General features: G+C 72.7%; 21 protein-coding genes. 7 read left to right on the top strand and 14 right to left on the bottom strand.

Features of this window, described 5'->3' with window-relative positions; all coding sequences use genetic code 11:
• Positions 1-44: 44 nt before the first annotated feature.
• Genes ACL03H_RS02455 through ACL03H_RS02435 form a run of 5 tightly spaced genes read right to left on the bottom strand, consistent with a single transcriptional unit; the run spans position 45 to position 5,271 of the window.
• A complete protein-coding gene (locus ACL03H_RS02455; protein WP_412809381.1) occupies positions 45-1,052 on the bottom strand; it encodes a glycine betaine ABC transporter substrate-binding protein in 1,008 nt (335 codons plus the stop codon).
• A complete protein-coding gene (locus ACL03H_RS02450) occupies positions 1,049-1,816 on the bottom strand; it encodes an ABC transporter permease (RefSeq protein ID WP_412809380.1) in 768 nt (255 codons plus the stop codon). The genes ACL03H_RS02455 and ACL03H_RS02450 overlap by 4 nt, the downstream gene beginning before the upstream one ends.
• Entirely contained in the window at positions 1,813-3,024 is a 1,212-nt protein-coding gene (locus tag ACL03H_RS02445) for an ABC transporter ATP-binding protein (RefSeq protein WP_412809379.1), read from the bottom strand. Before ACL03H_RS02445 ends, ACL03H_RS02450 begins: the two co-directional genes overlap by 4 nt.
• The gene (locus tag ACL03H_RS02440; RefSeq protein ID WP_412809378.1) at positions 3,017-3,664 is read right to left on the bottom strand and encodes an ABC transporter permease; all 648 of its coding nucleotides are present in this window, start codon (positions 3,662-3,664) and stop codon (positions 3,017-3,019) included. The genes ACL03H_RS02445 and ACL03H_RS02440 overlap by 8 nt, the downstream gene beginning before the upstream one ends.
• A complete protein-coding gene (locus tag ACL03H_RS02435; protein ID WP_412809580.1) occupies positions 3,661-5,271 on the bottom strand; it encodes a BCCT family transporter in 1,611 nt (536 codons plus the stop codon). The genes ACL03H_RS02440 and ACL03H_RS02435 overlap by 4 nt, the downstream gene beginning before the upstream one ends.
• A gap of 1,017 nt (positions 5,272-6,288) precedes the next feature.
• Between ACL03H_RS02435 and ACL03H_RS02430 the strand changes: the two genes are divergently transcribed.
• Complete coding sequence (locus ACL03H_RS02430) at positions 6,289-7,038, top strand: YcnI family copper-binding membrane protein (RefSeq protein WP_412809377.1); 750 nt, start codon at positions 6,289-6,291, stop codon at positions 7,036-7,038.
• The gene (locus ACL03H_RS02425; protein WP_412809376.1) at positions 7,035-7,556 is read left to right on the top strand and encodes a copper resistance CopC family protein; all 522 of its coding nucleotides are present in this window, start codon (positions 7,035-7,037) and stop codon (positions 7,554-7,556) included. The genes ACL03H_RS02430 and ACL03H_RS02425 overlap by 4 nt, the downstream gene beginning before the upstream one ends.
• Before the next feature lie 185 nt (positions 7,557-7,741).
• On the opposite strand, the gene ACL03H_RS02420 is transcribed toward ACL03H_RS02425, so the two are convergent.
• From ACL03H_RS02420 to ACL03H_RS02410, 3 genes are all read right to left on the bottom strand, one after another.
• Positions 7,742-8,047 (bottom strand): hypothetical protein, encoded by a 306-nt coding sequence (locus tag ACL03H_RS02420; protein WP_412809375.1) that lies wholly within the window; start codon positions 8,045-8,047, stop codon positions 7,742-7,744.
• Positions 8,048-8,179: 132 nt separating this feature from the next.
• The gene (locus tag ACL03H_RS02415; protein WP_412809374.1) at positions 8,180-9,088 is read right to left on the bottom strand and encodes a phosphotransferase enzyme family protein; all 909 of its coding nucleotides are present in this window, start codon (positions 9,086-9,088) and stop codon (positions 8,180-8,182) included.
• Between the two features lie 67 nt (positions 9,089-9,155).
• Positions 9,156-10,526 carry a helix-turn-helix domain-containing protein gene (locus ACL03H_RS02410; protein WP_412809373.1) on the bottom strand — a complete coding sequence of 457 codons (1,371 nt, stop codon included), beginning with the start codon at positions 10,524-10,526 and terminating at the stop codon, positions 9,156-9,158.
• 221 nt (positions 10,527-10,747) lie between these two features.
• Between ACL03H_RS02410 and ACL03H_RS02405 the strand changes: the two genes are divergently transcribed.
• Both ACL03H_RS02405 and ACL03H_RS02400 read left to right on the top strand, forming a co-directional pair.
• Positions 10,748-11,035 (top strand): hypothetical protein, encoded by a 288-nt coding sequence (locus tag ACL03H_RS02405; RefSeq protein WP_412809372.1) that lies wholly within the window; start codon positions 10,748-10,750, stop codon positions 11,033-11,035.
• Between the two features lie 13 nt (positions 11,036-11,048).
• Entirely contained in the window at positions 11,049-11,387 is a 339-nt protein-coding gene (locus tag ACL03H_RS02400) for a hypothetical protein (RefSeq protein WP_412809371.1), read from the top strand.
• Between the two features lie 389 nt (positions 11,388-11,776).
• Here ACL03H_RS02400 and ACL03H_RS02395 read toward each other — a convergent pair whose 3' ends face one another.
• On the bottom strand, positions 11,777-14,887 hold the full coding sequence (locus tag ACL03H_RS02395; protein ID WP_412809370.1) for an L-tyrosine/L-tryptophan isonitrile synthase family protein: 3,111 nt from the start codon (positions 14,885-14,887) through the stop codon (positions 11,777-11,779).
• 723 nt (positions 14,888-15,610) lie between these two features.
• Between ACL03H_RS02395 and ACL03H_RS02390 the strand changes: the two genes are divergently transcribed.
• Positions 15,611-16,258 (top strand): TetR family transcriptional regulator, encoded by a 648-nt coding sequence (locus tag ACL03H_RS02390; RefSeq protein ID WP_412809369.1) that lies wholly within the window; start codon positions 15,611-15,613, stop codon positions 16,256-16,258.
• On the opposite strand, the gene ACL03H_RS02385 is transcribed toward ACL03H_RS02390, so the two are convergent.
• A complete protein-coding gene (locus ACL03H_RS02385) occupies positions 16,228-17,406 on the bottom strand; it encodes an amino acid deaminase/aldolase (protein ID WP_412809579.1) in 1,179 nt (392 codons plus the stop codon). The genes ACL03H_RS02390 and ACL03H_RS02385 overlap by 31 nt on opposite strands.
• 246 nt (positions 17,407-17,652) lie before the next feature.
• Between ACL03H_RS02385 and ACL03H_RS02380 the strand changes: the two genes are divergently transcribed.
• The gene (locus ACL03H_RS02380; RefSeq protein ID WP_412809368.1) at positions 17,653-18,957 is read left to right on the top strand and encodes a D-arabinono-1,4-lactone oxidase; all 1,305 of its coding nucleotides are present in this window, start codon (positions 17,653-17,655) and stop codon (positions 18,955-18,957) included.
• 47 nt (positions 18,958-19,004) lie between these two features.
• Here ACL03H_RS02380 and ACL03H_RS02375 read toward each other — a convergent pair whose 3' ends face one another.
• From ACL03H_RS02375 to pcaD, 4 genes are all read right to left on the bottom strand, one after another.
• The gene (locus ACL03H_RS02375) at positions 19,005-19,661 is read right to left on the bottom strand and encodes an SDR family oxidoreductase (protein WP_412809367.1); all 657 of its coding nucleotides are present in this window, start codon (positions 19,659-19,661) and stop codon (positions 19,005-19,007) included.
• 35 nt (positions 19,662-19,696) lie between these two features.
• On the bottom strand, positions 19,697-20,227 hold the full coding sequence (locus tag ACL03H_RS02370; protein ID WP_412809366.1) for a hypothetical protein: 531 nt from the start codon (positions 20,225-20,227) through the stop codon (positions 19,697-19,699).
• A gap of 355 nt (positions 20,228-20,582) precedes the next feature.
• Positions 20,583-21,365 carry an IclR family transcriptional regulator gene (locus tag ACL03H_RS02365; protein ID WP_412809365.1) on the bottom strand — a complete coding sequence of 261 codons (783 nt, stop codon included), beginning with the start codon at positions 21,363-21,365 and terminating at the stop codon, positions 20,583-20,585.
• 219 nt (positions 21,366-21,584) lie between these two features.
• Positions 21,585-22,367: a 3-oxoadipate enol-lactonase gene (gene pcaD / locus ACL03H_RS02360; protein WP_412809364.1), complete on the bottom strand. Its 783-nt coding sequence runs from the start codon at positions 22,365-22,367 to the stop codon at positions 21,585-21,587.
• A gap of 158 nt (positions 22,368-22,525) precedes the next feature.
• On the opposite strand from pcaD, the gene ACL03H_RS02355 reads away from it, so the two are divergent.
• Positions 22,526-22,759 carry a hypothetical protein gene (locus tag ACL03H_RS02355; protein ID WP_412809363.1) on the top strand — a complete coding sequence of 78 codons (234 nt, stop codon included), beginning with the start codon at positions 22,526-22,528 and terminating at the stop codon, positions 22,757-22,759.
• The last annotated feature ends 17 nt before the right edge of the window (positions 22,760-22,776 follow it).

The following is a 22,776-nucleotide window of genomic DNA, read 5'->3' as shown; positions in this document are numbered from 1 at the left end:
CGGGCCCCCTCGGGGAACCCGGCCCGTCCTCGTGCGGTACCCGATCAGACCTCGGGCGCGGTGACGAAGCCCTGCTCCACCATCCAGTCCCGGGCGACGTCGGCCGGGTCGCGGCCGTCGACGTCCACCCCGGCGTTGAGCGCCAGCAGGTGCTCGTTGTTCAGCCGGTCCGAGATCGGCTTGAACACGCCCTCCAGCTGCGGGTAGCGCTCCATCGTCTCGGTGCGCACCGTGACGCCCAGGTTGTAGCGCGGGAAGAACTTCTTGTCGTCCTCCAGCACCTTCAGGTCCAGCGCGCGGATCCGGCCGTCGGTGGTGAACACCTCGCCGAAGTTGCACGCCCTGCCGGTGGAGGTGGCCGTGTAGATGGTGCCCGTGTTCAGCGTCTCCACCCGGCCCGGATCGACCTGGAACCCGTAGGTCTCCGCGACGCCGGGCATCCCGTCGTTGCGGCTGACGAACTCGCTCTCCAGGCAGAAGGTCAGCTCTTCCGGCTTCTCCTGCCCGAGCCGCTTGAGGTCGGACAGCGTGTTCACGCCGAGCCGGTCCGCGTTCTCCCGGTTCAGCGCGAGCGCGTAGGTGTTGTCCGAGTTCAGCGACAGCGCGAACCAGGTGATCCCGTTCTTCTCGAGGTCGAGCTCGCGCACCGCCTCGTACTGGGCGAGCGCGTCCGGGATCGGGTCGGTCTTGCCGTTGTAGCTGATCCAGGACGAGCCGGTGTACTCCCACACCACGTCGATCTGCTCGCTCTTCAGCGCGTTGCGGGCGCTGGCGGAACCGGTGATGTTGCTCAGGTCCCGCACGTCCGCCCCCGCCGCGGAGAGCGCGAACTCCGCGATGTAGGCCAGCACGATCTGCTCGGTGAAGTCCTTCGACCCGACCGTGAGCGGCACGCCCTCCAGCTCCGGGACGGGCTGGATCGAGCCCGGCGACACCCGCAGCGGGACCGACGAGCCCGAGCTGAGCCCGCAGCTGGTGAGCGCGGCCCCGGCGGCGGCGGCCGAGAACAGCTTGAGCGCCCCGCGCCGGGACAGCGGTGTTCCTCGCATCATCGAAGCCCCCTCGGCGACAGGTAGCGCTCGGCCAGTCCACCGGCCCAGTCGACGAGCAGCGCGAGCGCCATCGCCAGCACCGCGCCGACGGACAGCACCGTCCAGTTGCTCAGCTTGTAGCCGGTGTCGATCAGCTCACCGAGCCCTCCCGCGCCGACGAACCAGGCGAGCGTGGCGGTGCCGACCGCCAGCACGAGCGCGGTCCGCAGCCCGGCCAGGATGAACGGGACCGCCAGCGGCAGTTCGATCCGCAGCAGCACCGCGAATCCGGACATGCCGATGCCGCGTCCCGCGTCGATCAGCGCGGGGTCGACCTGCTGCAGCCCCACCAGCGTGTTGCGCAGCACCGGGAGCAGCGCGTACACCGCGATCGGCAACGTGGCGATCCAGAAGCCGGTGGTGCCGTTGGTGAGCAGGAAGAACAGCACCAGCAACCCGACCGAGGGCGCCGCCTGGCCCATGTTGGCCAGTCCGATGACCAGCGGGCTCACCCGCCGCGCCCAGGACCGGCTCAGCAACATGCCCAGCGGCACCGCGACCAGCACCACGATCAGCGCCACGGCCACGCTCATCAGCACGTGCTGCCAGGTGAGCGTGAGCAGCGTCGACGGGGTGACGTTGCGGCTCACGACCACGTCGTCACCGCGCGTGAAGGCGACCCCGAGCACGATCACGACCAGCGCCAGCGCTACCAGCGGCTGCGCGAACAGGCGCAGCCGCTCGGCGGTACGGGAACCCGATGCGGCGCTGTAGGAACCGCTCATGACGGATCACCGGAGACCACCGGCTCGACCGCGTGGTCGTCGGCGTGCTCCTCGCGCAGGTCCTTGATCGTCGTCATGACGGTGTCGATGTCGACGACCCCGATGTACTCGCCGCGCGAGCCGGTGACCACGGCGACGCCGTCGTCGTCGGTGAGGATCGCTTCCAGCGCGTCCTGCAGGGTGGAGGCGGGCGAGACGCTGTCCTCCACCGCGCGGCCCGCGCGGGACAGCGAGGACACGGCCCCGGCCTCCCGGGCGGTGGTCCAGCGCAGCGGCCGCTTGCGGCCGTCGAGCACCAGTCCGATCGCGCCCCGGCGGGTGCCGAGCCGCTCCTGCAGCGCGCTCGGCTGCTCGTCCACCCCGGCGGTGGGGACCTGGCCGAGTTCGATCTCGCGGACCCGGCGCAGCGTGAGCTGCTTGAGCGCGGCACCGGCGCCGACGAAGCCGGCCACGGTGTCGTCGGCCGGGTTCGCCAGGATCGCCTCGGGCGTGTCGTACTGCAGGATCACCGAGCGCTCGCCGAGCACCGCGATCCGGTCGCCGAGCTTGACGGCCTCGTCGAAGTCGTGCGTGACGAACACGATCGTCTTGCCGAGGTCGGCCTGCAGGCGCATCAGCTCGTCCTGCAGCACGCCGCGGGTGATCGGGTCCACCGCGCCGAACGGCTCGTCCATGAGCAGCACCGGCGGGTCGGCGGCCAGCGCCCGGGCCACGCCCACCCGCTGCTGCTGCCCGCCGGAGAGCTGGCGCGGGTAGCGGCCGCGGTACTCGGCGGGGTCCAGGCCGACGAGGTCGAGCATCTCGTCGACCCGCTCCACGGTCCGCTGCTTGGTCCAGCCGACCAGGCCGGGCACCATGCCCACGTTCTCGCCCACCGTCATGTGGGGGAACAGCCCGGCCTGCTGGATCGAGTAGCCGATCTCGCGGCGCAGCTTGTCCGGGTCCAGGCTCAGCACGTCCTGGCCGCCGATGGTGATCTGACCCGAGGTGGGCTCGATTAACCGGTTGATCATGCGCATGGTGGTCGTCTTGCCGCTGCCGGACGGGCCGACCAGCACGACGGTCTCCCCGGCGGGGATCGTCATGCTGACCGACTCGACCGCGGCCAGCTTCTGACCGGGGTACCGCTTGGAGACCTCCTCCAGGCGGATTTCGACACCGTGCCCGCCTGCGCGGTCGGCGGTGTCGGGGGCGTTGTTCTCAGCCACGAATACCTCTCGAAGTCGTCAGGCGCCCGAGCAGCACGAACACCGCGTCCAGCAGCAACGCCAGGACGATCACGCCGACGGTGCCGGCGAGCGCCATGTTCAGCGCGTTGGCGCTGCCGAGGCCGGACAGGCCGCTGAAGATCAGGTTTCCCAGTCCGGGTCCCTTGGCGTACGCGGCGATGGCCGCGATGCCCATCAGCATCTGGGTGCTCACCCGCATCCCGGCGAGGATGCCGGGCCACGCGAGGGCGAGTTCGATCTTGGTCAGCACGCGGAACCGGTTCATCCCGATGCCGCGGGCGGCGTCCAGGATCGGCTGGTCCACCGTGGACAACCCGACGATGGTGTTGCGGACGATCGGCAGCAGCGCGTACAGCACCAGCGTCAGCACCGACGGCGCCACGCCCAGCCCCAGGAAGGGGATGAGCAGGCCGAACAGGGCGAACGAGGGGATGGTCAGCACCGCGCTGGACAGGGCGGTGGCCACCGCCGCCCCGGCGGGGCTGCGGTAGACCGCAACCCCGACGAGGACGCCGACGATGGTCGCCAGCACGATGCACTGCACCACCATGCTGGCGTGCTGGTAGGAGTCCACCAGCAGTTGCTGCCACCGGGAGGCGACGTAATCCAGGAAGCTCACGAAGAAGTCGCTCCCGGAGTCGCGGTCGTGCTCTCGCCGTCTTCATCGGCCTCGGCGGGAGTCGTGACGAGCTGGAACTCGCCGTCGTGCTCCTCGGTACCGGCGATGACGGCCTGCTCCAGGACCTCCGCGCCCTTCTCGTCGCGAAGGGTCATGGGGTCGCTGCGCAGGTCCTTGGTGAGGGCCACGCACAGCAGCACCATCACGATCGCGAACGGCAGTGCGCCGATGAACGTGAGGTTCTGGATGCCGGACAGGGCATCGTCCTCCCCGCCCCCGATCACCAACATGATCGCGGCGACCGCACCGGTGGCGGCACCCCAGAAGATGACCACCCAGCGGCTCGGCTCGATGGAGCCGCCCTGCGAGAGGGTGCCCATGACCACGGAGGCAGCGTCGGCGCCGGACACGAAGAAGATCGCGACCAGGATCATCACCAGCACGGAGGTGATCAGCGCCAGCGGCAGGTGCTCCAGCACGGCGAAGGTCTGCGCCTCGGCGCCACCGTCGACGACGCTGGGGTCGGCCTTGGCGGTGTCGATCGCGGCACCGCCGAAGATGGCGAACCAGACGAGGCTCACCACGCTGGGCACCAGCAGCACGCCGCCGATGAACTGGCGGATCGTGCGGCCGCGGCTGATCCGCGCGATGAACATGCCCACGAAGGGCGTCCAGGAGATCCACCAGGCCCAGTAGAAGACCGTCCAGCTGGACAGCCAGCTGTGCATCTCGTCGCCACCGGTGGCACCCGAGCGGGAGGCCATCTCGCCGAAGTCGCTCATGTAGGCGCCCAGCGAGGTCGGCAGCAGGTTCAGGATCAGGATCGTCGGCCCCGCCACGAACACGAAGACCGCCAGGAGGGCCGCGAGCACCATGTTGATGTTCGACAGCCACTGGATGCCCTTGGACACGCCCGAGACCGCCGAGGCGATGAAGCACACGGTGAGCACGACGATGATCGCGACCAGCACCACGGTGCTGGTCTGGCCGATCCAGCCCGCGGCCTGCATGCCCGACTGGATCTGCAGGGTGCCGACGCCCAGGGAGGCGGCGGACCCGAACAGGGTGGCGAACAGCGCCAGGATGTCGATCAGCTTGCCGATCGGCCCCTCGGCGTTGCGCTTGCCGATCAGCGGCAGGAACACGGCGCTGATCAGCTGCTTGCGGCCGCGCCGGAAGCTGCTGTACGCGATCGCGAGACCGACCACCGCGTAGATCGCCCACGGGTGCAGGGTCCAGTGGAACAGCGAGGTCGCCATCGCGGTGCCCACCGCGGCCTCCGACCCGGCCTCCACGGTGCCCGGCGGGGGCGAGGTGAAGTGGGACATCGGCTCGCTGACGCCGTAGAACATCAGCCCGATGCCCATGCCGGCGCTGAACATCATGGCGATCCAGGAGACCGTCCTGAACTCCGGCTCCTCACCGTCCTCGCCGAGCGGGATGCGGCCGTACCGGCTGAACGCCAGGAACAGCGCGAAGACGACGAACCCGGTGGCGGCGAGCACGAAGCCCCAGCCGGTGTTGGTGACCAGCCAGTCCAGCGCGTCGCTGGCGAAACCGCTCAGCGTCTCGGTGCTCAGGGTGCCCCAAGCCACCAGGAGGAACATGATCGCGGCGGTGACCCCGAACACGACCCAGTCGGTCCGGGGCTTGCCGATGAACTCGGGTTGTCCCGCTAGTTCACCGTGGCTCGGTGAGCCTTCTTTTCGTTGATCTGCTTCAGTCGACACAGGTTACGGCGCCCACAACTCGCGACGCCCCCTCCTCTCCGTACCTTCACGTCACGACGGTTGGAACACCTATTCACCTGTCACCATCTGCGAGCGCAGGGGGTATTTCCAACCGTCTGCAACCCCATAAACCGTGACCCATTCGGCGGATCAAGGCAAGCTCGCCTGCGCTCAGCGTGGCCGAACCGACATCTAGACTGGACCTCCGTGGCGAACCGTTCGGCTCTGGCAGGAGGTACCGGTCGCGCGTGGCGCGGCCTGGTCCTGACCGCCACCTCGTCGTCACTTTCCGTAGCAGCACATGCGGCCACTGGTGGTTCCACACCTGAACTCGGAACCACCATTTTGATCACCGCTTTGCTGTCAGGAGCCGGGGTAGCACTCGCCGATCGCAGGCGAGGGTTGTGGAGCATTGTAGGGGCAGTCGCCGCGGGCCAGGTGTCCCTTCACCTGTTTCTGCAGCTAGCTGCCTCACACTCTGGAACGGAGGGGCAGCAGGGGTTGCCCGTGGACCCGGTGTGGATGACCGCGGGTCACGCGCTGGCCGGGCTGCTCATAGCACTCCTGCTGCATCGAGCCGATGGTGCACTCTTTGTAATCGTTTCAACCCTACGGCTGACGCTCGGCAGGAAGACCCCAGAGCCGTCACAGCCAGTGACCACGAGCGGCCCAGTCTGCCTGCCCGCCGAATGCCCGCTCCTGATCGAACAGCTGATCCAGCGCCGGATCCACGGGCTGCGCGGCCCCCCGACCCGCCCGGGCGATCACCCGGGTGACACCGAATTGACACCCGGATCGTTGTTCATCCGTATCCGCGACAGTGCTGCACATCATTTCGCAATTCTGTGCGAAATGATGTTCGCGGTCGCGCAGATCAGGAAGCCATTGATCTCCATGTCGACAACTCGATCAGTCCGCGGTGCCGTCTGCTGCACCGCCGCGCTCGCATTCGGCCTGCTCGCCGGAACCGGCACCGCGGCCGCGCACGTCAGCGCCGAGCCCGAGCAGGCCGAGCAGGGCGGCCACGCCCGGATCGCCTTCCGGGTGCCGAACGAGCGACCCGACGCGAGCACCGTCCGGGTGCGCGTCACCCTCCCGCTGGAGCACCCGCTGAGCTCGGTGCGCACCAGGCCGCTGCCCGGCTGGACCGCCCAGGTCGAGAAGGTGCGGCTGGAGCGGCCCGTGGACGTCGCGGGCGCGCAGGTCACCGAGGCGGCCACGAGCATCACCTGGACCGCCCGGCCCGGCACCGCCATCGGGCCGGACCAGTACCAGGAGTTCGAGGCCACCCTCGGCACCCTGCCCTCGGACGCCGAACAGCTGGTGCTGCCGACCGAGCAGTCCTACGACAGCGGCGAGGTGGTGCGCTGGGACCAGGCCCCGGCGCCGGACGGGTCCGAGCCGGAGCACCCCGCCCCGGTGCTGGCCCTGGTCCCCGGCGAAGGCGGCCACGGCCACGGCACCACCGGCGCGGGCGGCCACCACTCCGGCGAGGCCGGGGAGCACGCCGCGGAGGCGGCAGCGGGACCGGACGACACCGCCCGGCTGCTCGGCGGCGCCGGGCTGGCCGTGGGCGCCCTCGGCCTCGGGATCGGCGCCGGCGCGCTGGTGCTGGCCCGCCGCGGCGGGAGGGGGAAGGCGTGAAGCGGCTGCTCGCGATCGCCGCGCTCACCGCGGCCGCGCTGCTCGGCGGTGCCGGGCCCGCGCTCGCGCACAACACGCTCGTCGGCAGCGATCCCGCCGAGGGCGCCCGGCTCGCGACGGGACCGGCGGAGGTGCGGCTCACCTTCGACCAGCCGGTCCGCGCGGGCGAGGGCTACAACACCGTCACCGTGGTCGGCCCGGACGGCAGCTACTGGACCGACGGGCAGGTCCGGGTGGAAGGCACCTCGGTGGTCGCGCCGGTGCGCCCGCTCGGGCCCGCCGGGACCTACACCGTGGGTTACCGAGTGCTGTCCGACGACGGGCACCCGGTGCCCGGCAAGGTCACGTTCGAGCTGACCGCACCGGGCACCGGCACCCCGGCACCCCCGCCCGCGGCGGATCGGGACGAGGCGGGGACCGGCGGCGGGATGCCGGTGTGGCCGTGGATCGCGGGTGCGGTGGTGCTGGTCGGGCTCGGCCTGCTGCTGGCGCTCCGGCTCGGCAGGTCGGCCGGGTAGCCGCCCCGGGCAACGCCCTCGGGCGGGTCGTCCCCGGACGGTCCGCCCCGGGCGTGCCTCGTTCGGCGGTGCGGCGCGGGCCGGGCCGCGAATCGGAGTCGGGCGATGCCGCGCTCCTGCTCAGCCGGGACGAGCTCCGGGCGCGATCTTCCGCTGAGCGGAATCGAGGACCTGTCGCCGAGCGGTCACTCGCGCTCGGTGAGCTGCTCCAGCCCGGAAGCGGACAACGACTCCAGCCGGCCCAGCGCGCCCTTGCCCCGGCGCTCCAGCTCGCGTCGGCTGATCCAGCCGTAGGAGTAGTGCCGGTAGGCCTGGCTCAGCAGCACCAGTTCCGCGAGGTGGTCCACGGCGCGGCGGCGGGCGTCGCCCGCGAGTCCCGGGACGAGCCGGACCTCGCTGTCGACGACCTCGTCGAGCACGTGCGCCGAGTGCAGGGCCTTCCGCCCGCGCCGGGTGAGCTTGCGCCGCATCCGCGCGACGTTCCTGGTCATCACGTCCATCCGGGCCCCCCGTGCCGCAGACTCTCACACTTAGGAACTACTACAGGGCTCGCTCGTCACCAAGAATCACCGACGCCGCCCCCGCACGTCGATGGACTTCGCCCGATCGTACGCATAAACCGGTCACTTGTACGGCTCCCATTGAGCCGTTCCGTCACCCTCGCGCATCGAGCGCAACCGGCTCCGCAGCTGGTCGCGGACCCCGGGGTTGCTGCGCAGGATCGGCAGCACGCTCACCGTGATCTTCAACTCCCGCAGGTCGCGCAGCACCTGGAAACCCGGCCACCGCGTGACGTCGAAGCCGTAGACCTCGGCCAGTCGCCGGTACCGCTCCTCCGGCGCGCCCAGCCGGAGCATCCCCACCGCCATCGGCGTCAGGTCCCACTCCGGCGGCCCCACGCACAGCGAGTCCAGGTCGCACAGCAGCGGCCCGGCCGGCCCGGAGATCAGGTTCCCGAGGTGCGCGTCCCCGTGCACCACCGAGGGCGGCAGCGGGTGGTCCAGCGCCGCGAGCCGACCTTCCACGTCGTCGCAGCGCCGCTCCAGGAACGCGCGGTCCCCCGCGTCCAGCTCCTCAGCGTCGGCCAGCCGCCTGCGCACGTCGGACATGGGCTGCCAGGTCGGCAGCGCCGAGGTCACCGGCAGCTCGTGCACCCGGCGCAACAACCGGCCGAGGTCAGCGCCGTCCGGGGGCGGTCCGACCTCCGGGACCGCCTCCCACAAGGTCGCCAGGTGCCCGCCGGTGCGCACCGGCTGCGGGACGCCCGGCAGCAGCCGGACCGCGGGCACGTCGTGCTCGGCAAGCAGCCGCCCCGCCTCCACCACGTTCTCCGCTCGGTACGCGAACGAGGGCGCCAGCACGATCCGGACGATCACCGGGTGCTCCCGCAGCAGGAAGACCCCGTTGTTGACGAACCGCACCAGCCGGGCACCGCGCGAGTCCAGTCCCGCGGCGGCGCACACCTCGGCCAGCGCCAGAGCCAGCTTCGGCCGCGTGTAGCGGCCCTCCGCGGAGCGGGTCCGCGAGGTCATCGGGGGCCTGCCCGGTCGCGCCGGTGCACCGCACCGGAACGACGGGGACGCTGCTCGCGCACGCGGCTCATGCCTCGCGGAAGCGTCGGATCTCTTCGGACAGGTCCCGCGCGTCGGAGTTCATCCGGTGCCGCCCGGCCTCGATCTCCAGCGGCTTGAGCCGGTCGGAGACGCGCGCCGACTTGACCTTCTCGCCGATCTGGAGCGCCGAGCGCCCCACCTTGATGCCCTCCTGCAGATCACCGGCCCGGATGTGGTTGGTGGCCTGCAGGCTCAGCCCGAAGACGTGGGTGCGCTGCATGTCCGCCCCGTAGGCCTCGTTGCACTTGATCGTCTCGGCGACGGCCAGCGGCGCGTAGCGGTCCGGGTCGAACACGGCGAGCGCGTCGTGCGCGGAGCCGATCATGCCGTGCAGGTCGTTCTCGTTGAAGAACCGCACCCAGTCCGGCGCCTCCGCGACGTTCGCCCGGGCGAACTCGTCCTTGGTGCGCCCCACCATCTTCTGCACCTGGTCGGGCTTGTTGAGCATCCCGTAGGCCCAGGCCTCGTTCGCGCACAGCACCGCGACCGTCAGCGAGGAACCGGACTCCTGCGCGGCGATCTGCCCCAGCTGGAACAGCTTCAGCGCCTCGTTCGGCTCCTGGTAGTGCAGGTAGACCCGCCCCATGCGGTACAGCACGCTGGCCACGAGGCTGTCGTCCTCGGCCTGCTTGGCGAACTCCAGCGCCTTGCCGAAGTGGCCGCGCGCCGGATCCAGCAGGCCCGTGTCGAAGGAGGTCCAGCCCGCGAGGCTGTGCATGTCCGCCAACGAGACGTACAGCTTGCGCTTGACCTGGTCGGACGCGTTGGCGTCGAGCAGCTGCTGGGCCCAGGACAACTGGGCGACCACGGCGTCGCGGCAGGTGCCGCCGCCGTAGCGGTAGTCCAGGTCGCGCAGGGCCTTCGTGGCCGCCTGGATCTGCTGCACGTCGGTCATGCCGATGCGCATCGGAGCAGGCGTCTGCACGTTGCTCGGCACCCAAGTGCTCTCCTCCGTCCCGAAGACCGCGGCACCCATGGTCACCGCCGCCGCGTGGGACAGGAACTTCCGACGCTTCACCGACTCGTCCTCCTCAGCCTGGGGGCCGCTGTTCGTCTTCGCGACCCTCATTGCCGTCGCCCCGTCGTAGGCGAGGCCCATGTACCCCCTCGGAATCCCGAGACCGTCGGCGATTCGGGCCAGCACGTCATAGGCCATGACCTGCCGCCCCTTCAGGATCTCCGACACCTCGGACTGCGACTGCCCCGTGGACGCGGCGATCTGGCGCTGCGAGACGCCGAACCGGCGCAGCTGCTTGTAGATCTCGCTGACGTTCCGCTCAGCGAGCGCGTCCCGCATCTCCGGGCGGTCCCACACGTCGCGTGTAACGGGTGAACCGTTCGAACCGATGGTGTTCATTTGGACCCCCTCACACTCTGCACGGGCGTCGGTCGCAGAGTAAGGGCACTTCGACGAGCCGGTGAAGTGCGTATCGGCAGAGGTGATCGGCGGGGGTGAAGTCCGCCGACCGTTCGTCGTCGCCGTTGAGCCGGTCATCGCCTACCGGCTACCGCCCGCGATCAACGGGCTCCAATCTAGTCATCGGTAGCAACCGAGCACGGAGAGGAACCCGATCGGCAGTGGACGGCATCGAGGAGTCCGGAACCCGGACCGGCGGGGAGGCCATCGCGCGAGTCGCGGTGCCCGACCAGACCGGACCGGCGACGGCGGAGTCGACCGGCCCCCGCCGTTGGTGGCGCGTGCTGTGCCTGGACGTGCAGCACATCCGCCGCTACCTCACCGTGCTGGTCAACCGGGACAGGGTGGTTCTCGTCGGACCGCCCGGCCGCACCGTGGTGCTGTCGACCGATGGAGTCGGCGAGTTGAGCAAGGCACTGCGGCGGGCCGCTGAGCAGGCGAGAGAGTGACGGTGAGGTTGCGGTGGACGAGATCCTGGGTCAGGTGCTGCGCAACGCGGTGTGGGAGCGGCTCGAGGTGCTGAGCGAGCTGGCGAACCGCGCGGACGCCCCGTCCCTGCTGTCCGTGGCGCGTTCCGAGCTTCCCCGGCTCACCGAGGGGTGGCGGACGCTGCTGGCCGCGCACGACACCGACGACAGGGGCAACTGCGTCGAGTGCTCCTCCCGATGGCGACCCAAGAGCGCGCCGTGCTCCGTGTGGCGATCCGCCTACGAGCACCTGGTCGCGGGCGCCCTCGCCCCCCGCCCCGCTCGGCACCAGCGCCCGGCGCACGAGCTGCGCCCGGCCGCGCCGGTGCCGTAGACCGGCGGCCTCGGTCCTTCCGGGTCAGCAACTCCCTCCCCGAACCGGACGGACCGGGACACCGCCCCGGTGGCCGGCGAACCATCGCCGTGCACCCCCGACCACGGCAGTGGTCGCCGGCCACCGCATACCTCACAACTCCACAGCGGCCGCGCTGGCGGCGAGTCCCCGAAGACCGCCGCCGCGCGCAGACTTCCGCGGGCCGGTGCTGCAGATCTCCCCTCCCCCGACCGGTACCGGTTCGCGGATTCCAACGACTCCGGTCCCCTTCTCCCCGAAGGGGGGCCGGGGTGGACGAGGGATCCCGGCGCTCGTTTCCCCGGATGAGCGCCGGGATCTTTCTCGTGTCCGCCGCGATCCGGTCCGGTTTCCCGTTCCGCGCCGCGACGTCACTTCCGGCGCAGCCGGGCGCTGGCCGCGAAGTCCGGGTCCAGCCGCATCCCGCCGTCCGCGCCCGGCCGGGTGTGCTCGGCGGGAACCATGAACCACGGCTGCCGCGGCCCGAGCAGCGGCGAGTACACCGGCACGAATCCCCTGTCCTGCAGGGAAACCGCGAAGTCCGCGCCGAGCTGCCCGCGCCGGTCCAGCGCGCCGGTGCCCTGCCACGGCAGCAGCCCGGAGCCGCCGAGGTAGGTGAACCCGCAGCGGCCCGGCCGGGCGGCGCTCACCGTCAGCCGCACCTTGTTCGGGAACAGCAGCTCCTCGTAGCCCAGCTCCTCGTCCACCCGCATCGTCGCCAGGTAGCGGACGACGGTGTGCCAGGCGCGACGCAGCACCTCGACCCGGGAGCGGCGCACCGCCTCCGGAACCCCCGCGCCGGTCACGTCGTAGACGTCGGCGTACACCACCCGCGACCAGGTGGAGCGGGCCACGCCCTCCGGCACGGAGAGCGGGACGGAGTACACGACCGACATCAGCATCTCGCGGAACATCCCGACCGAGGGCGCGACCGCCTCGTCGGCGACCGCCGCCCGCCGGTCCACCTCGTCGAGGGCGCGCAACGGATCCGCGGCGACGTCGAGCCCGCGCAGCGCCTCGGTGAGCAACCGCCGGTGCCGGGCGCCGCGCGCGGCCCGCTCGGCGGGCAGGTCCACGTCGAGCCGCCGGGCCGCGACCGCGTCCACCTCCTCGATGACGGCCGATTCCCCGAGCCCCGCGAGTTCGGCGTACTGCCGCAGCACCGCGCTGTACGCGCCGGTGATCGACAGCGGCCGGGGGCGGAAGTGCCTGCCGTCGGTGAGGATCCGGAACCGCAGTCCCGGCGGGTGCACCGCGCTGGCCGCGCGCTGCATCTCCCGCAACCGGGCCACACCGCCGAACTCGGCGAGGTCCGGCAGCGGTCCGTCCGCCTTGAGCCCGTTCAGGCACTGCTTGATCGGGAAACCGAGCAGCACGACGTCGATCGGTCGGCCCGCGCGCAGGAACGGCTCCACGTCCCGGCGCAGGTGCTCCACCTGGTAGTTCGACCGCGCCCCCTTGAGGAACTGCTTGCGGCTGAGCACGTGGTGCAGCGCGTGCACCACCCGGTCCAGCCGTTCGGGCCCGGCCACCGCCTCGTCCAGGCGGAAGCGCTGCCGCGCGGCGCGGGCCGCCCTGTCGGCGGCACGGTCGGCGTCGGCGAGCACCGACTCGACGAGCTCCAGCGCGGCGTCCCGGCTCAGCCGCACGGCCCAGCGCCGCGCCGAGCGGTTCGCCCGCAGCGCGCCGATCTGCAACTCCTCCAGGGAGTGCGTGTGCGAGAGCAGGCCCTGCCGGGAGCCGGAGCGGAACCGCGGCTCGGTCTCGAAGGTCGCGATCGCCGGGGCCCGGTCCGGCACCGGCTCCCCCGGGCCGCGCTCCGCGACGAGGCCCGGCACCTCCACCGCGATCGCCAGCGCGCCGGGGTACGCCGCGGTGAGCGCGATCCGGTTGGCGTGCATGTCGTCGAAGACGGCGACCACGTCGAGCTCGCCGAACTCCCGCAGCCGCGCCACCTTGTGCTCCGGGATGGGCCGGGTGCGCTCGTCGGGCGTGCACAGCAGCGGGGCGTCCGGCACGCCACCCGCCCGGAGCGCGGCGGCGGTGTGCTCGCGCACCCGCTCCCGGCGACCGGTGCAGAACACGACCTGCCCACCCGCGTCCCGCACGTCCCAGACGAAGCGGGCGAGCCCCGCGTTGACCTCGTCGGTGCGCAACCGGTTCCAGGGCCGGGCGAACGCGCGGAAGAACTCGGCGTGCACCTCCTGCCAGTCCACCTCGGGGTACTTCTCGCGCAGTCCGCAGCGGTCGAGGAACGCGGGCCAGGTCGTCTCGGAGTAGGTCGGCAGCACCGGCAGCGCGTCGGGGTCGGCGAGCTCCGGGATGCCGTGCGGGGCGCCGGGCCGGGGGCCGGAGACGGCGCGGGCGGCCTCGACGGTGCGGCGCAGCGGGACGATCCCGCACAGGTCGAGATCGATCACCACGGTGGGCGGCGGCAGCTCCGGGTCCCAGCGGCGGAGGCGGGTCCGCGTCTGCACGGTGTCGAGCACGTGCCGCAGGATCTCGTGCTGGTCGGGGTGCACCGAGTGCACGTGCGGGCGCAGCTCGGTGCGGCCGAGCAGGCGCGCGGTGGGCCGGTCGAGGTGGCGCAGCTCCTGGCCGAGCACCCGCTCCAGCGCGCCCCGCACCGTTTCACCGCGCGGCAGCGGATAACCGATCCGCCGGAACCCGTCGGCGAGCTCGCCGAGCACCGCGAGCAGGGTCCGCGCCGCGGCGCGGACCTCGTGCTCGTCGGGATCCCGGACGGCGCCGGTGGTGACGACCCGGCCGGTGGCCTCCAGCTCGGTGGACAGCTCGAAGGCGAGCAGCGGGGCGCTGCCGGTGAACAGCGCGGTGCGCCGCTGCTCCAGTGCGTGCCGGAACGCGCGCACCGGCGGGCGCACGAAGTGCTCCGCGAAGTGGGCGAGCTCGTGCTCCCGGTGCTCGAAGCGGTTGTCGACCACCAGCCGCAGCAGGTCGGGCCTGCCGTCCGGGCCCGGGGCCAGCAGCACCTCCGGCCGGACCGCGACGGTGCCACCGGGGTGCTCCGGGTGCTTGGGGGCGGGCTCGACATCGCCGAGGTGCTGACCTCGGGCGGGCTCCAGGGCGGCGCAGTGCATCCGCAGCTGCGGGTCGTCCACCGGCGGCGGCTCGCCCGCGCCCGCGCGCGGCGGCACCGCGCCGAGCGAGGTCGCGAACCGGCGCAGCCACTCCGGATCGTGGCGGCGGCGCCTGCGGCGCAGCCGGACCAGCACCCGGTACAGCTCGGCCCAGGTGGGCTCGGATCCCAGCGGCACCCCGCGGCCGGCGCCCTCGCCGACGAGGCGGCAGCCGTCGGCGTCGCGGCGCACCCGCAGCTCGTAGCCGCCGTCGCGGAGGAACCGGTCGGCCTGCTGGAGCGGGAGCGGCCCGCGCAGGTCCGGCGAGGGTCGGGGCTGCCGGGGTCGGTCGGGCGGTTCGACGGTCGCGGAGGTCGGCCGGGTCACCGGCGTGCGGGCGGTCACCGGGCGTTCAGGTGCGCTGCCGGGACCGGGCTCGCCCGGTGGCCGGGCGGAGCGGGGGGAACCGGGAGCCCGCCGGAGGGGGCCGGCGGCCGGTCCGGCTCGGTGGCGCGCCTCGGGGCGAGGTCGCGGGAATCGCGGACGCGATGGGTACGAGGCGCGACGACGCAGTAGCTCACGATCACCTTTCCGTCACAACTCGAATTGATCCGCCTCACGCTAGATAGTGACTAACCGCGTCGGCAACGTGACCGAATGCATACACTCGTGCTGTAACTCCACCCCCGGGTCCGTGATCTGGGACACTATGGTGGTTCTCCGGATTAGCAAGCCACCTCTTCCACCGAGCGGGACGCCGGTGCCGCGCGGCACCCCTTCGGTGGACGTCGGCCCCGGCATGTCCGCTGCCTGCGCGAACGCGCCGAGCGGGACACTGGAGCCGGTCGACCCCAGGCGCCGTACCGTCGTCGGGTCGCCACCCGAACGGCGCGGCGCCCGTCCGGCGTTCGGTCCGGCGGCACCGGTCCCGGAACCGGTTCGTCGATTCGCACGCCGGGCACCGACGGAAGTGATCTCGCCTGTCGAGATGATCTCAGGTGCAACGACCTGGGGTCATCGCGCGGCGGGGTCGGCCCGGGAATTCGGAACCGTCCCCCGGCGGGCGCAGGAGGACCCCGCTGCAACGCTCCGCCCGCGGCGGTCCGCACGAGTGATCGAGGAGTCGTCTTGCCCGCCGAAGCAGCCCCCCTCCGCCGCAAGCCGGTCCAGCAGCGCAGCACCCAGCGCGTCGAGAAGATGCTGGAGTCCTGCGCCCAGCTCATCGACGAACTCGGCTACGAGGGCGTCACCACGACGCTGATCGCCGAGCGCGCGGGCGTCGCGGTCGGCTCGCTCTACCAGTTCTTCCCCGACAAGCGGGCCGTCGTCCAGGAGCTCACCCGCCGGAACCTGCACCGCTTCGTGACCGCCATCGGCGAGCGCTTCGCCACCGCCGAGCTCGCGCACTGGTGGGACGCCGTGGACACGGTGATCGACGTCTACATCACCATGCACCGGGACGTCCCCGCGTTCAGCAGGCTGCACTTCGGCGACGTGGTGGACCTGCGGCTGCTGGACGAGAGCAAGGACAACAACGCCGTCATCGCCGACAAGCTCATCGAGCTGCTCGGCGAGCGGTTCCCGCTGGACGACGAGGACCTGGCGCTGCCGCTGTCGGTGGCGGTGGAGGCCGCCGACGCGGTGCTCAACCTCGCGTTCCGGCGCGATGCGGCCGGGGACGAGCAGCTGGTGGCCGAGACCAAGGAACTCGTCCGGGGCTACCTGGCCAACCGGATGCCCGAGGATCAGCCGAACGACGCGCCCTCGCCCCGGTAGGTCGGCACGGTGCCGACCACCCGGTCGCCCTCGACCAGGTGGTAGTGGCTGAACCGCTCGGCGAGCTCGCCCGCCTTGGCGTGCCGCAGCCACACCCGGTCGCCGAGCCGCAGGTTCCGCGCGGCCGATCCCGTCACCGGGGTCTGCACCTCGCCCGCGCCCTCGGCGGCGGTCAGCTTCAGCCCGCGCGGCAGGTGCAGGCCGGGAGCCCGGCTCGGGCCGGTCGGGCCGGAGGCGATGTAGCCGCCGGTGAACAGGGTGGCGAAGGAACCGCCGGGCCTGCGCACGACGGGCAGCGCGTAGAGCACCGCCGGGCGCGGGCGGAACGCCCGGTAGGCGTCGAACAGGGTGGGGCCGATGAGCCCGGACCCGGCGGCGATCTCCGTGACGCCGCCCTCCGCGCCGGTGGTCTCGATGCTGCCGGTGCCGCCGCCGTTGACGAACTCCAGGTCGGCGACCGCGCGCACCTGCTCGACCGCCGCGGCGCGGCGCTCGGCGAGCTCGGCGGCGGAGCGGCGCTGCATCCAGCGCAGCACCGCGCCCAGCAACGGCTTGCCGGGCGGTTGGTCCCCGAGACCGGCGATCTGCCCCTCGTAGGCCATGATTCCGACCAGCCGGAACCCGTCCCGGTCCGCGATGCGCTCGGCGAGCCTGCGGGCCTGGGACGGGGTGTGCACCGGGGACCGCCGCGGTCCGACGTGCGCGATCCCGCCGGGCAGCGGGTGCCAGGCGGCGTCGACCTCCAGGCAGACCCGCAGCGGGGCGGCCCGCTGCGCACCGAGGACGGCGTCGACGTGGTCGAGGTGCGCCACCGAGTCGACCAGGATCGAGATCGCGGCGGCGGCGGCCGGATCGGCGGCGAGCTCGCGCAGCGCCCGCCGGTCGACGGTCGGGTATGCGACGAGGACGTCCTCGGCCAGCCCTTCCCGGTGCAGCCACAACGCCTCGGGGAGGCTGTAGGCCATCACGCCCCGGAAACCGGGCGCGTCCAGCACCCGGCCGAGCAGATCCCGGCAGCGCACCGACTTGGAGGCCACCCGGATCGGGGTGCCCGCGGCGCGGCGGAGCAGGTCGTCGGCGTTGCGCCGGAAGGCGGCGAGGTCGACCACGGCGAACGGCGGGTCCAGGTCCGCGGTCGCGCGGTCCAGGCGCTCCTGCTCGGCGGCGGGATCGGGCTCCGCGCCTGCCTGCGGTGCCGGGCCCGCCTGCGGCGTCGGCTCGGCGTCGGAGCTGTCGGGGGCGTCGGGGGTGTGCGGCACCCCACCACGGTAGGCCGCCGGGGGTTGTTATGTGAATCTCATTCACTTACTTTCGTGCGCACCGAGAGCAGCACCCGATCACCCACCGTGCTCGCCCGCCGGACGCCGGCGCGCACGACCAGGAGGTTCGTGATCATGCCTCGACCGGAGTGGACCAACTGGGCGGGCACCGTCACCCGTTCCCCCGGCAGCACCGCGCACCCCCGCGACGTTCCCGAAGCCGCCGCCCTGCTGCGCGCCGCCGCCCGGAGCGGGCGCACCGTCCGGCCGCTCGGCAGCGGGCACTCGTTCACCGCCGTCGGCGCCCCCGACGACGGCGCCCTGGCGCTGGACCTGGCGCGCTGGACCGGCATCGAGCGGGTCGACGGTCCGCTGGTCACGGTGCGGGCGGGCACCCCGCTGCACCGGCTGAACCGGGAGCTGGCCGAGTTCGGGCTCGCGCTGCCCAACCTCGGCGACATCGACCAGCAGACGATCGCGGGCGCGATCTCGACCGGAACCCACGGCACCGGCGCCGAACTCGGCGGGCTCGCCACCCAGGTCACCGCCCTGGAGCTGCTGCTCGCCGACGGCAGCACCCGCCGCTGCTCGGAGACCGAGGACCGGATGCTGTTCGACGCCGCCCGGATCGGCCTGGGCGCGCTGGGGGTGCTGACCCGCGTCACGCTGCGCTGCGTGCCCGAGTTCCACCTGGTCGCCGACGAACGCCCGGAACCCCTCGACGAGGTGCTGGACCGGTTCGAGGAGCTCGCCGCGGCCAACCACCACTTCGAGTTCTACTGGTTCCCGCACAGCGCCCGGACCCTGGTCAAGCGCAACAACCGGCTGCCCGCCGGCGAGGCCCCGCACCCGTTGAGCCGGGCGCGGGAGTTCTTCGAGTACGAGGTGGTGGAGAACCGGGCCTTCGGCGCGCTCTGCCGCCTCGGCCGGGCCAGCCCCCGGATGGTGCGGCCGCTCAACCGGTTCTGCGCGGCGACCTGGTCCTCCCGGCACTACAGCGACCGGGCGCACCGGGTTTTCGTCACCCGGCGGCGGGTCCGGTTCCTGGAGTCCGAGTACGCGATCCCGCTCGCCGAGCTGCCCGCCGCGCTGGGCGAGCTGCGCGCGGCCGCCGCGACGCTGGACCACCCGGTGATGTTCCCGGTGGAGGTGCGGGTCGCGGCGGCCGACGACATCTGGCTGTCCACCGCGCACCGGCGGCGAACCGCCTACATCGCGGTGCACCAGTTCACCGGGATGCCGCACCGGTCCTGGTTCGACGCCTTCTCCTCGATCGCGGACGCGGTCGGCGGCCGTCCGCACTGGGGCAAGATGCACCGGCTCACCGCCGACCGGCTCCGCGAGCGCTACCCGCGGTTCGACGACTTCCGCGCCCTGCGGGCGGAACTGGACCCGGAGGGGCTGTTCGACAACCCCTACCTGGCCAGGGTCCTGGGATGACGCCCCCGCGTCGCGAACCCGCCCGCGCCGGGACCGGGCGGCGATCCTCAGGCGACGGCCGCGCGGACGGCCTCGGCGACCGGCGTCGGGCCGTTGATCAGGGTGAGGGTGCGGTGCGCGGAGCGCGGCTCGTCGAGCAGCGCCACCAGCACCGCCGCCACGTCAGCGCGGGTGACCTCGTCCCGCCGGGTCCGCTCGGCCAGCTCGACCCGGCCGGTGGGCGCCTCGTCGGTGAGGACGCCCGGGCGGAGGATCGTCCAGTCCAGGTCCCGGCCCCGGAGGTCCTCCTCGGCGGCGCGCTTGGCGTCCAGGTACGCGCCGAACACCTCGCCCACCTCCGGCGGGTTCGGCGCGTCCAGGCCCATCGAGCTGACCTGGAGGAACCGCCGCACGCCCGCCTGCTGCGCGGCCCGCGCCAGCAGCACGGAACCGGCGCGGTCCACGCTGTCCTTGCGCGCCACCCCGCTGCCCGGCCCGGCGCCCGCGGCGAAGACCGCGGCATCGGCGCCGGACAGCGCGGCGGCCACCGCGTCGACGTCCGCCGATTCCAGGTCCAGCACCACCGGCTCGGCGCCATCCGCGCGCAGGTCCTCGGCGTGGCCGGGATCGCGGACCAGCCCCGCCGCGACGTCCCCGCGCTCGGCCAGCAACCGCCCGAAGTGGCGCGCGATCTTCCCATGTCCTCCGGCTACCACGACTCGCATGAGCCCCACCCTAGGCGCGGTGCCCGCTCCTCGGCTCAGCTCCGGGAGGGCGCAGGCGCCTCGGCGGCCAGCAGCTGCTGGTACACGACCTCGTTCACCCAGCGGGAGACCTCGGTGTGCTCGATCGGCGGGGCGTCCGCGAAGGACCGCCCGGGCAGCTCCACCTCGACGTCGTCGGCCTCCGCGCTGAGCACCGCGACGCCGAACTGGCGCGCCCGGATCAGGCAGGTGGACATGAAGTCCTTCGCGTCGGTGACGCTCTTCGGCACGATGATCGCGGTGCTGGTGAAGCGGGCGAACGGCACGGCCGCGGTGAGCGCGGTCCGCCAGTGCCGCGCGGGCGCGAGCATCCCGACGAGGTGGGCGCTCGGCGGCGGCACCCGGCCGTCCATCTCGGGCCAGACCCAGGTGGATATCTCCGCGCGGTCGAGCACCGGCTCGCTGCCGAAGCACAGCCGCTCCGCGTGCGCGTCCGGGACGAGCTCGGCGACGGGCACCACGTGCCTGCCGAGCATCTTCACGGGTGGCAGCACCGTTCCCGACCAGGCGAGGGCATCGGCCGCCAACGCGGTGAGCCTGCCGACGGAGGCCGGTAAACCGACCGGAGATCGTGCGTGGGCAGAGCTCTTCCGGACCTCGTCGTCGACCGTGGCACGTCCCGGCATTCCGGTCACGGCTCCCCGCCTCCCTCGATGCACTGGCTGCAACAACAAGCGATCACTCGCCCGGCATTCGTTCTTCCCAGGCAGTCCGACTAAAACAGGTCCGCGCGGATTCCTCTGCGGTGACGCGGTGGTCCTGCGACCGGCGGCGGCGAGCGGTCGGTGACCGGTCGGTGAGCGGTTGGACGACTTCAGCCCGGCGGTGCGGCCAATCAGGTGACGCTCAGAAGGGGATGGTTCCGCGTTCGGCGAACGCGGCTCATCCCGCGTCCGACCTGGCCAGATCGTGTTCGGCGAGTCGCCTGCCGATCGCTTCGGCCGCGGGGAGGAGCGGCTTGACCAGCTTCGAGTGCTCGACCCGAACGCTGCGCGCGACGACTCCCAGCGCGGCGACGACCGATCCGGTCCCGTCCCGCACCGGCACGGCCACCGAGCAGTTACCCAGTGTCATCTCTTCGGACGTTCGCGCGAACCCCCGGCTGCGCACCGCCCGCAGCTCGCGCGCCAGGCGGCCGGGTTCGGTGATCGTGTAGGGGGTGTACCTGGCCAGCCCGCGCTCGCAGTACTCCCGCACGACCCGCGTGGGGGCGTGCGCGAGCAGCACCCGGCCCACGCCGGTGGGGTGCAGCGGTAATCGCCCACCCGTCCGGGAAACGATCGAGACCGATCGGGGGAGGGACAACTTCTCCACGAACACCGCCTCCCACCGGTCGCGGACCGCGAGGTGCACGTTCTCCCGGGTGCTCTCGCACAGCTCCTGCATGTGCGGCAACGCCGCCTCGCGCAGCACCGCGCGCACCGGGGTGAGCATCCCGATCTCCCACAACCGCAGCCCGATCGCGTAGCGGCCGTCGTCGTCGCGCTCCAGCGCCCCCCACGCCTCCAGCTCCCCCACCAGCCGGTGCGCGGTCGCGAGCGGGATCGCGGAGCGCCGGGCGATCGACGTCAGCGTGAGCCTGGTGTGCTCGCCGTCGAACGCGGTGAGCACGCTCAACGCCCTGCCCGTCACCGAACGCCCGGTGTCCCGGCTGTTGCCCGCCATCGTGTCCTCCCGGCAGCTGCCCGTCCGACGGCCCCGCGCCGCCCGCCGCGCACGCCCAGCCCAGCACAGTCCCGCCGCCCGGCCAAGGCCCGTGATCGTCGGGTGATCGACGGCCCCGGCCGGACCGGCCGGGATCACCCCGCGCCCGGTGCCCGGCGAGCGGCCGGAACGCGCCCCCTTCGTCCGGCGAGCCCCGGGCCCGGGCCGGCGGCGCGTCGATCAGCCCGCGGGGAGGTGGCCGGCGAGGAGGTCGTTGACGACGTCCGCCCGCTCCACGCCGACCAGGTGCGCGGCGCGTTCGACGACCTCGAAGTCGGCGCGGCCGGCGATGCCCTCGGCGATCAGGGCGCCGTGCTCCGGCGGGGTCACCGGATCCTCCGCACCGGAGATCACCAGCGTCGGCGCGGTGATCGCGGGCAGCTCCCCGAGCAGGTCCGCGTGCGCCAGCACCTCGCAGCAGCGCGCGTAGGCCTCGTCGTCGGTGCCCGCGATCATCGCGCCGTAGTCCGCGACCTCCTCGGCGCGGTGCTCCCGGAAGTGCGGCGTGAACCAGCGCTCCACCGTCGAGGCGACCAGCTCGCTGGTCCCGCCCGACCGGGCCGCGGCCGCCCTGGCCAGCTCCTCCTCCCGGTCGTCCAGGCGAGCCGAGGAACCGCACACCACCAGGGAGTCGATCCGCTCCGGCACGTGCGCACCGAGCCACAGGCCGATCAGCCCGCCCAGCGAGGCACCGGCGAACGAGGCCGAGCTCACCTCCAGGTGGTCCAGCAGCGCCAGCACGTCGCCGGCCAGGTCCTCCAGCAGGTACGGGCCCGGGAGCACCGGGGAGCCGCCGTGCCCGCGCTGGTCGTAGCGCAGCACCCGGCACCGCTCGACGAGCACCGGCAGCTGCGGCGCCCACATCTCCAAGTTCCCGCCGAGGGCGTTGGACAGCACCAGCACCGGTGCCGCCGGGTCGCCGTCCTCGGTCCAGTTCAGCCCCAGTTCCTCCCAGCCGGACACGGGCGCTCCCTTCGTCGTCGCACGGCTCGGGTTCCCCGGCGGGCATCGGCTCACGCGGGCGGTCACTATCCGAGACCGGCCGGTTCACTCCACCGATATCTACTGGTCCGCACCTGATCGCGGATAGCGTTCTCGCACCGCCGATCGGGGGAGTCAACATGCGGGAGACGGTGTACTGGCTGGTCGGGCCGGGGGCCAAGGTGCGGCACGCGGTGGAGTTCGCGCCGGGCACCTTCCCGGGCGGGCAGCTGCTGCCCACCGTGTGCCGCCGCTGGATCAAGGTGCCCTTCGCCGGCCGGGACGCGGCCGTGAACGCGATCAGCGACCGCTGCCTCGACTGCGCCGAGTCGGTCCGCCCCCACCAGCCCTGCGAAGTCACCTGGAACGCGTGAGGGCGCACGGGCCGGTC

Origin of the sequence: Saccharopolyspora antibiotica (assembly GCF_047200635.1) — a bacterium.
GTDB lineage: Bacteria > Actinomycetota > Actinomycetes > Mycobacteriales > Pseudonocardiaceae > Saccharopolyspora_C.
Note: the sequence above shows the minus strand (reverse complement) of the source record. Positions and strands in the feature narration are given on the sequence as shown.